The organism is Streptomyces sp. NPDC004788, from assembly GCF_053601115.1.
On sequence record NZ_JBSGBF010000002.1, the window covers coordinates 34,376 to 47,132 of the forward strand.

Genomic DNA, 12,757 nt, shown 5'->3' on the forward strand with positions numbered 1-12,757 from the left:
CAGGGGGTCAGCTGCCCGTACCCGTACGACCCCAGTCCGGACCGACTTGGGCCCAGGCGCGGTCGAGACGCGCGTACCGTCGGCGCACCAGCCGTCGTACGACGAGGCGGCGGCCGCTCTCGACCAGGAGCCCGGCGAGGAGCGCCACGGTGAGCCCGGCGACCAGGGCGTGGGCCCGTGCGGTGTCCGGGTGCATCGGCGGGGTCACGGGCCGGCCGGACCGGTCGGTCCACAGCGGGAAGGTGGCACCCGGGTGCGCCTGCTGACGGGTGGTGGTCACCGTGCCGGTGCGGATCGTGCCGTCGGGCGCGGCCCAGTCGGCCACCACGGACGGCCGGAGCCGCTCCTCCGCGGCAAGATCGGCGGGCTGCCGGCCGGGTACCCGGTCGGCGGGCCGGATCACCCGGGCGACGGTGGGGACGCGTTCCCGCAGCTGGACGCGGACGGAGCGCTGCAGCGAGGCGTCGGCGGAGACGCCGGCGGCCCAGCCGGCCGCGGGCACGGCCAGGCAGAGCAGCACGGCGGCCACCAGCGCCACCCATGCCTCGACCAGGTCGGTGGTCCGGCGCAGGGGATTGTGCCGCCAGCGCCAGAGCCCGGTGGCTGCACGCACGCTCCGCACCCCCTCGTCTCGTCGACGGCCCGCGAGGGCCCTTCGGCGGTTGCCGCTCTTCCAACGAGTGTGACCCGGGGGTGGGTTCCGCGCCTCTCGGGAAGAATCCGGCGGTCGGTGGTCGGTGGTCGGCGGTCGGCGCGGCGGGTGGTCGGCGGGCGGTCGGCGGGCGGTCGGTGGGAGATCGGCGGTCGGCTCAGTCGAGGATCTTGACCGGGTCGCCGACGCGGATGGTCCCGCGGTGCTCGGGCACCAGGTTCTGGCCGAAGACCAGCTGGTTGCCCTGCTTGCGGTGCCGGCCCAGGGTGCGCAGCGGCTCCTTGCCCCGCTCGCCGCTCCGCTGGTCGGTGGTGGTGACCACGCAGCGGCCGCAGGGCTTGGCGACCCGGAAGACGACGTCGCCGATGGCCAGGCGGCGCCAGCCGTCCTCGGCCCAGGGCGCGGTGCCGTCGATGACGGCGTTGGGCCGGAAGCGGTTCATCGGCAGCGGTCCCTCGTCGGCGTGGTCGCCCTGCGCGATCAGGGAGTTGAGGGCGTCGAGCGAGGAGGTCGTGGTGACGAGCAGCGGATAGCCGTCGGCGAAGCTGACGGTCTCGCCGGGCAGCGCGAACTCCGGGTCGACGGGCCGCCGGTGGGCAGGGTCGTCCATGTGGACGAACCGCACCTCGTTCCCCAGATAGCCGCTGAACCAAGCGTCCGCCGCCGCACCCGCCGGGACCGACTGCACGACGGTGCCGAAGACGTCGACGCCGATCGTGTCGTCGGGCCCCGACAGCTCGGGCACCTCGACCATCAGCGGCTCACGGCCGGGCGCGGACAGCGCGACACCGCCGCCCGGCAGCAGTTCCGCGGACGCCAACGCCAGCCGCGCGTGCTGGCGTTGGGTCACGACCTTGCCCGCGGTGTCCACGACGGCCCAGCGGCGGTCACCGGCCAGTCCCCATGGCTCGACCTCCGCCTCCGCGGGGGCGAACCCGCGCAGTGCCTTGACCGGGTGGACGTGGACGGAGCTCAGGACAGGAATCGGCATGACGCCATCCTGCCAGTCGCTCCACCGGCCCAGAAGGCCGGTCCCGTCAGTAGCCGCGACCCTGGTAGGGGCGGTTGTACGGGTCGTCGTACGGCGCGGGCGCGGGCGCCGGAGCAGGGCGCGCCGCCGGGCGCATCGCCTCGTACCCGGTGGCCATCGGGCGCGGCTGCTGCGCCTGCGGGGCCGGGTAACCGCGCGGGGCGGCGGGCTGCTGCGGGATGTACGGCGCGGGGGCGGCCTGGAGCGGCACGGGCGCCATCAGCTGCGTCGCCGGGGCCATCTGCGCGGCGGGCGCCATCTGCGGGGCCGGGGCCGGGAACGGTGCCATGGCCGGTGCTGCCATGGCCGGGGTCATCTGCGGGGCGGCGGGCTGCGGGTAGCCGTAACCGCCGTTGCCGCCGTACGCCGGGGCGGGCGGCTGCGGGGAGGGCGCCGCCGGAAGGGCGGGCAGGGCCGCGGGCAGCGCCGGCAGGTAGCTGCTGCTTCCGGAGAAGCCGCTGCCGGTGTCGTACGCGGAGGGCACTCGGATCGGGGCGATCTGAGGCGTGCCCCGTTCTGCGACGAGGGAGTCGTAGATCGGAGTGTCGGGGAACGACGGCGCGGTGTGGTAACCGCCTCCGTAGGTGGAGCGCGGGGAGGTCATGGCCATAAGTTAAGCCCACGATGTGCTGTCTGGGGAGTCCGGTAAGAGGGTTGTTTGAAGCGTTCGTTGAGACCACCGAACGGCAATGTGAGCGAACCAGACAAAATCGGTCGCGCCGCAGGTCAGCGATCTTGAAAAAGCCGAGTTCGGGAGGGGTTACCCGTGGGTTGCGAGGGTGCCCGTGATGCCCGTTCTCAGTGCCGTGTAAAGGAATCTTGACGTTTCGGCAGGCGCGGTGTGCGCGAAATTGGCCCGATGTTCAGGAACCGGGATGAGTACCGGGCGCGGATTCCGGCCGGGCGTAAGTGCGTCCCTTCCACGCCGCGCCCCGCCCCCGATAGTGCTGCACCGCCGAGTCCACCGTCATCAGCAGATAGAGCAGCGCGGTGAACGGCAGCAGCGGCGCGAGCCAGGCCGGCTGACGGTAGTAGCGCAGCATCGGCAGATACGTGAACGTCATCACCGCCCACGCGGCCGCGCCGGCCCACGCCGCCGGAGCGTCGTCCGTGAGCAGCCCGGCCGCCAGCGTCACGGGCGGCGCCAGATAGACGAGCGCGAGGCCCGCTACCGTACCGAGCAGCAGCAGCGGGTCGTGCCGCAGCTGCGCGTACGCGCTCCGCGCCACCATCCGCCACAGGTCGGCCAGGCGCGGGTACGGGCGGATGCTGTCCACCCGCTCGGCGAGCCCCAGCCAGACCCGTCCGCCCACCCGCCGTACCGCCCGGGCCAGCGAGACGTCGTCGATCACGGCCTGCCGGATCACCTCCGGCACCCGGGCCCGCTCCGCCGTCTCGGTCCGGAGCAGGACGCAGCCGCCCGCCGCCGCCGTGGCCAGCGGACGCCGCCGGTTGATCCAGCGGAAGGGATAGAGCTGACAGAAGAAGTAGACGAAGGCCGGGACGATCAGCCGCTCCCAGCCGCTCGCCACCCGCAGCCGCGCCATCTGCGACACCAGGTCGAGCCGGTGCCCGGTCGCGGCGGTGACGAGGAGCCGCAGACTGTCCGGCTCGTGTGCGATGTCCGCGTCCGTCAGGAGCAGGAACTCCGGCACGCGCGCGCGTGCCAGCGCCATTCCGTGGCGCAGCGCCCACAGCTTGCCCGTCCAGCCGGGCTCCGGCTCGCCCGGCCGGACCACGGTCAGCGGCAGCCCGCCCCGGCTGCGCGCCAGCTCCTCGGCGAGCCGCCCGGTGCCGTCGCTGCTTCCGTCGTCGACGAGGATCACCTCCGCCGGGCCCGGATAGTCCTGGGCGAGCAGCGACGGCAGGCTCAGCGGCAGCACCTCGGCCTCGTCCCGGGCGGGGACCACCACCACGACCCGCGGCCACTCCTCGGGCGCGCTCGTGGGGTGCGGCAGGCGCTGGTCCGTGCGCCAGAAGAATCCCTGGCCGAGGAGCAGCCACCCCCAGACGGCCAGGGAACCGGTCGCGATCCAGGCAAGCGGGCTCATTCGCCGCAGTCTGCCCCAGATCGCCGGGGAATCAAGGGCGGTCGGCTAGGGTGACCGGGTGAAGATCGCACTGATGGACTCCGGAATCGGCCTGCTCCCGGCAGCGGCGGCTGTCCGCCGCATGCGGCCCGACGCCGATCTGGTGATCTCCTCCGACCCGGACGGCATGCCCTGGGGCCCGCGCACGCCCGAGGGCATCACCGAGCGGGCCCTCGCCGTCGCCCGGGCCGCCGCCGCGCACCGGCCCGACGCGCTCATCGTCGGCTGCAACACCGCCACCGTGCACGCCCTGGAGGCCCTCCGCGCCGAGCTGGAGCCCCGTATCCCGGTGATCGGCACCGTGCCCGCCATCAAGCCCGCCGCGATGGGCGGCGGCAAGGTCGCCATCTGGGCCACCCCGGCCACCACCGGCAGCCCCTACCAGCGCGGACTGATCGACGACTTCGCGAACGGCGCCGAGGTCACCGAGGTGCCCTGCCCCGGCCTCGCCGACGCCGTCGAGCACGACGACGAGACCGCCGTACGCCGGGCCGTCGCCGCGGCGGCCGAACTCACGCCCCCGGACGTCAGGGCCGTGGTCCTCGGCTGCACCCACTACGAGCTGGTCGCCGAACTCATCCGGTCGGCCCTGCACCGTACCGACGAGCAGCCGCCCGTCGTTTTGCACGGCTCCGCCGGGGCAGTCGCCGCGCAGGCGCTGCGGCGGATCGGCGCCGAGGCCGACCCGGCCGCGGCCCCGACCGGCGGGCTGACCGTGCTCCTGAGCGGCCGGACCGGCGAACTCCCGAAGGCCGCGCTGAGCTACGCGGAGGGCCGCTCCCTGGCGGCGGCGGCCACCGCGCGCTGAGCCTCCGGGGCGCACGGGGCGTACCCGTACGACTCCGCCGAGGCGCCGTGACAACGGAACGTGCGTAGGCTGTCACCATGAGGGACCACTCTGTGAACCAGGGTCCCGAGGGACCCGCACCCCCGGTCTGGACCGGACGCGCGACCAACCGGATGCAATGGCTGCCGGCCGTCGCCGGGGTCGCCTGCATGGCGCTCGGCATCGCGCTCGCCGTCAGGTCGTCGTGGACGTCCGGCATCGCGCCGCTCCTCATGGCCGTCATCGGCTGTGTCGCCGCCGGTCTGCTCGTGCTCTTCGGCACGCTCGCCTTCGTGCACGTCGCCGTCCGCGTCGACCAGCGCGGCATGGAGGTCCGCTGCGGCCACATCGGCGTACCGCGCCGCCGCATCCCGCTCTCCCACGTCGTCGACGCCGACTTCGCGCCCTCCGTCACCCCGCGCCAGTGGGGCGGCTGGGGCTACCGCTGGCGCCCCGAGAAGGGCACCGCGGTCGTCGTCCGCCGCGGCGAGGGCCTGATCCTGCGCCTCGGCGACGGCCGCACCTTCACCGTCACCGTCGACGACGCCGAATCCGCGGTCCACGCCATCCGCTCCCTCCTCCGCCCGACCCCGCCCCCGACACCGACGGGCCGGGCGAGCGCCTGAGGGCGCGCAGGCGCGAGGCCCCGTGCCGCCGGGCGGGGCCGCGGGCGGGCCGGTCTCGGGGAGAGCGAGGCTCACGGGGGCGCCCGGGCGCGGGCCGCGCTCCTGTCGCGTGCGCCGCGCGCCGTAGACTCCGGCACGTGAGCACCACCATCGCACCTGCCGACGTGCCCGAGTCCCCCGTTCCCGCCACTGCTCGCGCGCGGGGCCGTGGTCTGCGCCGGCTGCTGCGCCCGGGCGCGGCCGTGCTGTCCGGACTGCTGCTGTTCCTGAGCTTCCCGCCCCGGCCCCTGTGGTGGCTGGCCCTGCCGGCCTTCGGGCTGCTCGGCTGGACCCTGCGCGGCCGTCGGCTGCGGGCCGGATTCGGGCTCGGCTATCTGGCCGGCCTCGGGTTCCTGCTGCCGCTGCTCGTGTGGACCGGCGAGGAGGTCGGGCCGCTGCCATGGCTGGCGCTCGCCGCCGTGTCGGCGCTGTTCATCGGGGTCGTGGGCCTCGGCATCGCCGCCGTCTCCCGGCTGACCGCCTGGCCGGTGTTCGCCGCCGCCGTCTGGATCGCCGGCGAGGCGGCACGCGCGCGCGTGCCGTTCGGCGGCTTCCCCTGGGGCAAGATCGCCTTCGGCCAGGCGGACGGCGTCTTCCTGCCGCTCGCGGCCGTCGGCGGCACCCCGGTGCTCGGCTTCGCCGTCGCCCTGTGCGGCTTCGGCCTGTACGAGGTGCTCCGCCAGGTCCTGGCCCGCCGCGCCGCCGCCGGGACCGACGCCGCGCAGGCCGGGACCCGGACCCGTGCGCCGCGCGGCCCGCTGCTCGCCGCTGCCCTCGCCGTCCTCGTACCGGTCACCGGCGCGCTCGCCGCGATGCCGCTGGTGTCGGACGCGGCCGAGGACGGCACCGCCACCGTCGCCGCCGTGCAGGGCAACGTGCCCCGCCTCGGCCTCGACTTCAACTCCCAGCGCCGCGCGGTCCTCGACAACCACGCCAACCGCACCAAGGAGCTCGCCGCCGACGTGCGGGCGGGTCGCGAGCCGCAGCCCGACTTCGTGCTGTGGCCGGAGAACTCCTCCGACATCGACCCGTACGCCAACCCCGACGCGTTCGACGTCATCAGCCAGGCCGTGGCGGACATCGACGCGCCCACCGTGATCGGCGCCGTGATCGCCCCGCCGACCGGCAAGCTGCGCAACACCCTCATCCAGTGGGACCCGAAGAAGGGCCCCGTCGCCGAGTACGACAAGCGCCACGTGCAGCCCTTCGGCGAGTACATCCCGATGCGGTCCTTCGTCCGCCTCTTCAGCAGCGACGTCGACCGGGTCCGCCGCGACTTCGGCCCCGGGCACAAGGTCGGCGTCTTCGACCTGGCCGGTACGAAGGTGGGCCTCGCCACCTGTTACGAGGCGGCCTTCGACTGGGCCGTCCGGGACACCGTCACGCACGGCGCCCAGCTGATCACCGTGCCCAGCAACAACGCCACCTTCGGCCGCAGCGAGATGACCTACCAGCAGCTCGCCATGTCCCGGGTGCGCGCCGTCGAGCACAGCCGCAGCGTGGTCGTGCCGGTCACCAGCGGCGTCAGCGCGGTCATCCGGCCCGACGGGACGATCGTCGCGCAGACCAAGCTGTTCACCCCGGACGTGCTGGTCGAGAAGGTGCCCCTGCGGTCCTCGCTGACCCCGGCGACCCGGATGGGCATCCTGCCCGAGATGCTGCTCCTCGTGGTCGCGGCGGGCGGCCTCGGCTGGTCGGCGGCGCGCTCGGTGCGCGCCCGCGGGGCCCGCACGGCCTGACCGGGAGCCGGACCGGTCCCGACGGGGCCTGACCGGGCCAGACCGAGGTGTGCATACCGCCGGACCGGGGGCGGACGGGGTCTCGCGGAGATGATCTAGGGTCGAGTCATGGGCACCCCTGACTTCATCCGCGACCTCCGCGCCTCCGCCGGCCACCAGCTGCTCTTCCTGCCGGGCGTGTCCGCCGTCGTCTTCGACGACCGCGGACGCGTGCTGCTCGGGCGCCGCGCCGACACCGGGATGTGGGCCATCGTCGGCGGCATCGTCGAGCCGGGGGAGCAGCCCGCCGCCTGCGCCGTCCGCGAGGTGTACGAGGAGACCGGCGTGCGCTGCGAGGTGGAGCGGATCGTGCTCGTCCAGACCCTGCGCAAGCCGGTCGTCTACCCCAACGGCGACCAGTGCCAGTTCATGGACGTCTCCTTCCGCTGCCGGGCGGTCGGGGGCGAGGCCCGGGTCAACGACGAGGAGTCGACCGAGGTCGGCTGGTTCGAACTGGACGCGCTTCCCGAGATGAAGCGTTTCTCCCACTTCCGGATCGAGAAGGCCCTCAAGGACGAACCCACATGGTTCGACACCACGGCTCTGGGCTGAACTGTGTGCCCGGCACACATCGGTCGGGGGTGTGCGGCTCCCTAAGGTGCGGAGCATGAGCGTCCCCACCAGCACAGGACCCACCACAGGACCCACCACAGGACCCACCTCGGGACCCGCCGTGGACCCGGCCGCCGCGCCCGGACCCGCCGCCCTCGCCGTGCCCGAGTCCGGCGCCCCCGACCTCTCCGGCCGCACCGCGCTCGTCCCCGACCTCTCCGGGCGCACCGCGCTCGTCACCGGTGCGGCCGGTGGCATCGGCCGCGCCTGCGCGCTGCGGCTGGCCGCCTCCGGGGCCGTCGTCAGAGCCGTCGACCTGGCCGCCGACGGGCTCGACGCGCTGACCGAGGCAGCCCGCGCGCTGCCCGGCCGGGTCGAGCCGCGACCGCTCGACCTCACCGACCTCGACGCCGCCGAGGCACTCGCCGCCGGCACCGACATCCTCGTGAACAACGCCGGGCTCCAGCTCGTCCGCCCCATCGAGGACTTCCCGCCGGACGTCTTCCACACCATCCTCACCGTGATGCTGGAGGCGCCCTTCCGGCTCATCCGCGGCGCGCTGCCCGGGATGTACGCGCAGGGCTGGGGCCGGATCGTGAACATCTCCTCCGTCCACGGACTGCGCGCCTCCGCGTACAAGTCCGCCTACGTGGCCGCCAAGCACGGGCTGGAGGGCCTGTCGAAGACCGCGGCACTCGAAGGCGCCCCGCACGGCGTCACCTCCAACTGCGTCAACCCCGGTTATGTGCGCACGCCCCTCGTCGAACGGCAGATCGCCGACCAGGCCGCCGCCCACGGCATCTCCGCCGACCGGGTCCTGACGGACGTCCTGCTCAAGGACTCGGCGCTCAAGCGGCTGATCGAACCCGACGAGGTCGCCGAGGCCGTGCTCTACCTCTGCGGCCCGCACACCTCCTTCGTGACGGGCACCTCGCTCACCCTCGACGGCGGCTGGACGGCCCACTGACGCGCACGAGGCCCCGCGAGCCCCGCGAAGCCGCCGAACCGAGAACCCACGAGCCCCACGCGCCCACCTCCCCGTTGTCCACAGGCGGTTGTCCACAGGGCTGGTGCGACCCCCCGTACGACAGGTATCCCTGTGACCATGACCCACGAACAGGCCGTCTACCTGGAGCTCCTCGCCCGCGGCGCCGCGACCGAGGCGTACGACCGCCCCGTGCTGCTCGCCCGTGCGGGCGGCGCGGGGCCCGCGGAGCTGGCCGAGCTGGAGCAGGCCAAGCAGCTCGCACTGCGGGTCCGGGCCGAGCTCGAGGGCCGGCGGCGGCGCGAGGCCGAGTTGTCCGCGCTCTTCGAGACCGCGCACGACCTCGCGGGCCTGCGCGACCTCGACGACGTGCTGCGCGCCATCGTGCAGCGCGCCCGCTCCCTGCTCGGCACCGAGGTGGCCTACCTCAGCCTCAACGACCCGGCCCGCGGCGACACCTACATGCGGGTCACCGAGGGCTCCGTCTCGGCCCGGTTCCAGCAGGTCAGGCTCGGCATGGGGGAGGGGCTCGGCGGACTCGTCGCCCAGACCTCCCGGCCGTACGTCACCGACGACTACTTCCAGGACGAGCGCTTCCAGCACACCGAGGCCATCGACAGCGCCGTCGGCGACGAGGGCCTCGTCGCCATCCTCGGCGTGCCGCTCACCCTGGGCAGCCAGGTCATCGGCGTCCTCTTCGCCGCCGACCGGCGCGCCCGCGTCTTCGAGCGGGAACAGGTCGCGCTGCTCGGCTCCTTCGCCGCGCACGCCGCCGTCGCCATCGACACCGCCAACCTGCTCGCCGAGACCCGCTCGGCCCTCGCCGAGCTGGAGCGGGCCAACGGCATCATCCGCGAGCACAGCGGGGTGATCGAGCGCGCCTCCGAGGTCCACGACCGGCTCACCGAACTGGTGCTGCGCGGCGGGGGCGTGGACGACGTGGCCGCCGCCGTCTCGGAAGTCCTCGGCGGCGCCGTCGAATTCGTGGAGGAGCGGCCCGGGCCCGCCAGGATCTCCGCCGGTCACGCCACCCGCCACGGCGACGACTGGGTGGCCGCCGTCTCCGCCGGCGGCGAGACCTTCGGCGCCCTCGTGCTGCGCGAGCGCCCCGACCTCGACCCCGTCGACCTGCGCACCCTGGAGCGGGCCGCCCTCGTCACCTCCCTGCTGCTGCTCGCCCGCCGCTCCGCCGGAGAGGCCGAACAGCAGGTCCGCGGCGAACTGCTCGACGACCTGCTCGACGCACCCGACCGCGACCCGCGCCTGCTGCGCGAGCGCGCCGCCCGGCTGCGCACCGACACCGCCGCCCCGCACGTGGTGCTCGCCGCCCGCATCGACCGGGCCGGCGCCGGGACGGAGGCGGACGCCGGAGGCCGGGAGAGCGCCGACCGGCAGCGGCTGCGCTCGGCCGCCTCGCATCTGGCCGCCACCCGCCACGGGCTGGCCTCGGCCCGCGACGGCGGCACGGTCCTGCTGCTGCCGCTCGGCCCCGGGGAGCGCGCCGCCGACCTGGCCAGGCAGACCGCGAAACACCTGGGCGGCGCCCTCCGGGAGCCCGTCACCGTCGGCGCCTCCGCCCCCGTCACCGCGCCCCTCGCCCACCCCGAGCGAGTCGCACCGGCCTACGCGGAGGCCCGCCGCTGCCTGGACGCGCTGCGGCTGCTGCACCGTCAGGGCGAGGGCGCGGCCGCGGAGGACCTGGGGTTCCTGGGCCTGCTGCTCGCCGACGCCCGGGACATCGAGGGCTTCGTCGACCGCACCATCGGCCAGGTCGTCGCCTACGACCGGCGCCGGGGCACGGAGCTGGTGCGCACCATGGACGCGTATTTCGCGAGCGGGATGAGCCCGGCCCGCACCAAGGACGACCTGCACGTCCACGTGAACACCGTGGCCCAGCGCATCGACCGGATCGGCCGGCTGCTCGGCCCGGACTGGCAGTCCCCGGCCCGCGCCCTGGAGATACAGCTGGCCCTCCGCCTGCACGCCCTCTCGGACGCCGTCATACGCTGAACCGGCCGCCCGGCCGGCGCCAGTCCGGCTCCCGGAGCCCGTACCGCCCCGCACCGCCCATGGAAGGCCGCCCCGTGACCCCACCGCCCGCACCCGATCCACTGCCGCTCGCCGGCATCACCGTCGTCAGTCTCGAACAGGCCGTGGCCGCGCCCTTCGCCACCCGCCAGCTCGCCGACCTCGGCGCCCGCGTCATCAAGGTGGAGCGGCCCGGCGGCGGGGACTTCGCCCGCCGCTACGACACCACCGTGCACGGCGAGTCCAGCTACTTCGTGTGGCTCAACCGGTCGAAGGAGTCGATCACCCTCGACCTGAAGACGGACGGCGGCCGCGCGGTCCTGGAGGAACTGCTCGGCCGCGCGGACGTGTTCGTGCAGAACCTCGCCCCCGGCGCGGCGGCGCGTCTCGGCCTCGGGCCGGAGGCCCTGGCCGAGCGGTTCCCCTCGCTGATCGCGGCCGGCCTCTCCGGTTACGGCACCAGCGGGCCGTGGTCCGAGCGCAAGGCGTACGACCTGCTCGTGCAGTGCCAGACCGGCCTGGTGTCGCTGACCGGCAACGAGCACGGCACGGCCCGCGCCGGCGTGTCGGTGGCGGACATCGCCGGCGGGATGTACCTCTACAGCGGCATCCTCACCGCCCTGTTCACCCGCGCCACCACCGGAGTCGCCCGCGCCGTCGAGGTGTCCCTCTTCGAGGCGCTGGCCGAGTGGATGCACCAGCCCGCCTACTACACGCGGTACGGCGGCACCCAGCCGCCGCGCATCGGCACCCGGCACGCCACGATCGCGCCGTACGGCGCGTTCACCGCGGCGGACGGCAAGGAGGTGCTGTTCTCCATCCAGAACGAGCGCGAGTGGGTCGCCCTGTGCGAGCGGTTCCTGGAGCGGCCGGAGCTGGCCGACGACCCGCGGTTCGCCACCGGCTCCGACCGGGTCGCCCACCGCGACGAGCTCGACGCGCTGGTCGCCGAGCGCTTCACGCGGATCGACAGCGTCGCCGCCGGCAAGCTCCTCGACGAGGCGGGCATCGCGAACGCGGGCGTGAACGACATGGCGGAGTTCCTGGCGCACCCCGTGCTCGAGGCCCGCGAGCGCTGGCACGACGTCCGGATACCCGGCGGCGCCCGGGTGCCCGCCCTGCTGCCGCCGGCCGACCTGTCCGGCACCGCCCCGCGCATGGACCCGGTCCCCGCCGTCGGCGAGCAGACCGAGAGCATCCTGGCGGAGCTGGGCCGCACGCCCGCCGAGATCGACACCCTGCGGGCGGGCGGAGCCATCTGACCGGGCCCGGCCCCGGCGCCACGGCCGTCAGGCCGTGCGGTAGAGACCGGTGAGCAGTTCGATCACCGCCTGCGTGGCCGGGTGCGGGTCGTCCCGCCACCAGGCCAGGCGCACCGCGACCGGCTCGGCGTCGCGCACCGGGCGGTAGACGACACCGGGCCGGCGGTACTGGCTGGCCGTCGCCTCCGCGCTCATGCCGATGCGGCGGCCCGTGGAGATCGCGGTGAGCCAGTCGTCCACGTCGTAGGTGTCCTCCGTCGCCGGCCGGGCGTCGGGCGGCCACAGTTCCGGGGTGGTGGTGCCGGTGCGCCGGTCGATGAGCAGCGTGTGGCCGCTGAGATCGGCGAGCCGCACCGAGCGGCGCCGGGCCAGCGGATCGTCGGCGGCCATCACGCACAGCCGCCGCTCCAGGCCCACGATCGCCGAGTCGAACCGCCGGTCCTCGACGGGTCTGCGCAGCACGGCCAGGTCGCAGGAGCCCTCGGCGAGCCCGGCGCTCGGCGTGTTCACCCGGATCAGCTGCAGCTCCGTGCCGGGGTGCGCGGCGGCCCACTGCCGCTGGAACGCGGGGGTGTGCCGGCCGAGCGCCGACCAGGCATAGCCGATCCGCAGGGCCGGCTCGCCGGACCTGGCCTCCCGGACCAGCTCGTCGGCCTCGGCCAGGACCCGGCGGGCGTGCGCCACCACCCGTACGCCCGTCGCCGTCGGCGTCACCGAGCGGGAAGTACGGCGCAACAACCGCACGCCCAGGGCCCGTTCGAGCGCGGCCAGGGTCCGGGAGACGGCCGCCTGGGACACGCCGAGCGCCAGGGCCGCGTCCGTGAAGGTGCCCTCGTCGACGATCGCGACGAGACAGCACAGCTGGCGCAGTTCCACATCCATACGCCAA

At 74.7% G+C, this 12,757-nt stretch carries 12 protein-coding genes; 7 read left to right on the forward strand and 5 right to left on the reverse strand.

Going from position 1 to position 12,757, the window contains the following annotated elements; translation table 11 throughout:
- Window positions 1-7: 7 nt before the first annotated feature.
- The 4 genes from ACWEJX_RS01270 to ACWEJX_RS01285 all read right to left on the reverse strand — a co-directional run bounded on the left by ACWEJX_RS01270 (window position 8) and on the right by ACWEJX_RS01285 (window position 3,733).
- Window positions 8-613 (reverse strand): Rv1733c family protein, encoded by a 606-nt coding sequence (locus tag ACWEJX_RS01270; protein WP_451605486.1) that lies wholly within the window; start codon window positions 611-613, stop codon window positions 8-10.
- Window positions 614-809: 196 nt separating this feature from the next.
- A complete protein-coding gene (locus ACWEJX_RS01275) occupies window positions 810-1,643 on the reverse strand; it encodes an MOSC domain-containing protein (RefSeq protein ID WP_451605487.1) in 834 nt (277 codons plus the stop codon).
- 46 nt (window positions 1,644-1,689) lie between these two features.
- A complete protein-coding gene (locus ACWEJX_RS01280) occupies window positions 1,690-2,286 on the reverse strand; it encodes a DUF6643 family protein (RefSeq protein WP_451605488.1) in 597 nt (198 codons plus the stop codon).
- A gap of 259 nt (window positions 2,287-2,545) precedes the next feature.
- Entirely contained in the window at window positions 2,546-3,733 is a 1,188-nt protein-coding gene (locus tag ACWEJX_RS01285; RefSeq protein ID WP_451605489.1) for a glycosyltransferase, read from the reverse strand.
- A gap of 58 nt (window positions 3,734-3,791) precedes the next feature.
- Between ACWEJX_RS01285 and ACWEJX_RS01290 the strand changes: the two genes are divergently transcribed.
- The 7 genes from ACWEJX_RS01290 to ACWEJX_RS01320 all read left to right on the forward strand — a co-directional run bounded on the left by ACWEJX_RS01290 (window position 3,792) and on the right by ACWEJX_RS01320 (window position 11,868).
- The gene (locus ACWEJX_RS01290) at window positions 3,792-4,580 is read left to right on the forward strand and encodes a glutamate racemase (protein WP_451605490.1); all 789 of its coding nucleotides are present in this window, start codon (window positions 3,792-3,794) and stop codon (window positions 4,578-4,580) included.
- A 77-nt stretch (window positions 4,581-4,657) separates the two neighbouring features.
- Window positions 4,658-5,224: a hypothetical protein gene (locus tag ACWEJX_RS01295; RefSeq protein WP_451605491.1), complete on the forward strand. Its 567-nt coding sequence runs from the start codon at window positions 4,658-4,660 to the stop codon at window positions 5,222-5,224.
- A 137-nt stretch (window positions 5,225-5,361) separates the two neighbouring features.
- Complete coding sequence (lnt, locus tag ACWEJX_RS01300; RefSeq protein ID WP_451605492.1) at window positions 5,362-7,002, forward strand: apolipoprotein N-acyltransferase; 1,641 nt, start codon at window positions 5,362-5,364, stop codon at window positions 7,000-7,002.
- A gap of 108 nt (window positions 7,003-7,110) precedes the next feature.
- On the forward strand, window positions 7,111-7,593 hold the full coding sequence (locus tag ACWEJX_RS01305) for an NUDIX hydrolase (RefSeq protein ID WP_403788852.1): 483 nt from the start codon (window positions 7,111-7,113) through the stop codon (window positions 7,591-7,593).
- A gap of 55 nt (window positions 7,594-7,648) precedes the next feature.
- The gene (locus tag ACWEJX_RS01310) at window positions 7,649-8,560 is read left to right on the forward strand and encodes a 3-hydroxybutyrate dehydrogenase (protein WP_451605493.1); all 912 of its coding nucleotides are present in this window, start codon (window positions 7,649-7,651) and stop codon (window positions 8,558-8,560) included.
- A 138-nt stretch (window positions 8,561-8,698) separates the two neighbouring features.
- Window positions 8,699-10,588, forward strand: a complete 1,890-nt coding sequence (locus ACWEJX_RS01315; protein ID WP_451605494.1) for a helix-turn-helix domain-containing protein — start codon at window positions 8,699-8,701, stop codon at window positions 10,586-10,588.
- 59 nt (window positions 10,589-10,647) lie between these two features.
- Complete coding sequence (locus tag ACWEJX_RS01320) at window positions 10,648-11,868, forward strand: CaiB/BaiF CoA transferase family protein (RefSeq protein ID WP_451605495.1); 1,221 nt, start codon at window positions 10,648-10,650, stop codon at window positions 11,866-11,868.
- Between the two features lie 27 nt (window positions 11,869-11,895).
- Here ACWEJX_RS01320 and ACWEJX_RS01325 read toward each other — a convergent pair whose 3' ends face one another.
- Window positions 11,896-12,750 (reverse strand): LysR family transcriptional regulator, encoded by an 855-nt coding sequence (locus tag ACWEJX_RS01325; protein WP_451605496.1) that lies wholly within the window; start codon window positions 12,748-12,750, stop codon window positions 11,896-11,898.
- Window positions 12,751-12,757 lie beyond the last annotated feature (7 nt).

Coding starts and splice junctions, on each gene's coding strand:
- ACWEJX_RS01315 (WP_451605494.1), top strand. CDS start 8,699: ATGACCCACGAACAGGCCGTCTACCTGGAGCTCCTCGCCCGCGGCGCC.
- ACWEJX_RS01310 (WP_451605493.1), top strand. CDS start 7,649: ATGAGCGTCCCCACCAGCACAGGACCCACCACAGGACCCACCACAGGA.
- ACWEJX_RS01295 (WP_451605491.1), top strand. CDS start 4,658: ATGAGGGACCACTCTGTGAACCAGGGTCCCGAGGGACCCGCACCCCCG.
- ACWEJX_RS01275 (WP_451605487.1), bottom strand. CDS start 1,643: ATGCCGATTCCTGTCCTGAGCTCCGTCCACGTCCACCCGGTCAAGGCA.
- ACWEJX_RS01305 (WP_403788852.1), top strand. CDS start 7,111: ATGGGCACCCCTGACTTCATCCGCGACCTCCGCGCCTCCGCCGGCCAC.
- ACWEJX_RS01285 (WP_451605489.1), bottom strand. CDS start 3,733: ATGAGCCCGCTTGCCTGGATCGCGACCGGTTCCCTGGCCGTCTGGGGG.
- ACWEJX_RS01280 (WP_451605488.1), bottom strand. CDS start 2,286: ATGACCTCCCCGCGCTCCACCTACGGAGGCGGTTACCACACCGCGCCG.
- ACWEJX_RS01325 (WP_451605496.1), bottom strand. CDS start 12,750: ATGGATGTGGAACTGCGCCAGCTGTGCTGTCTCGTCGCGATCGTCGAC.
- ACWEJX_RS01320 (WP_451605495.1), top strand. CDS start 10,648: ATGGAAGGCCGCCCCGTGACCCCACCGCCCGCACCCGATCCACTGCCG.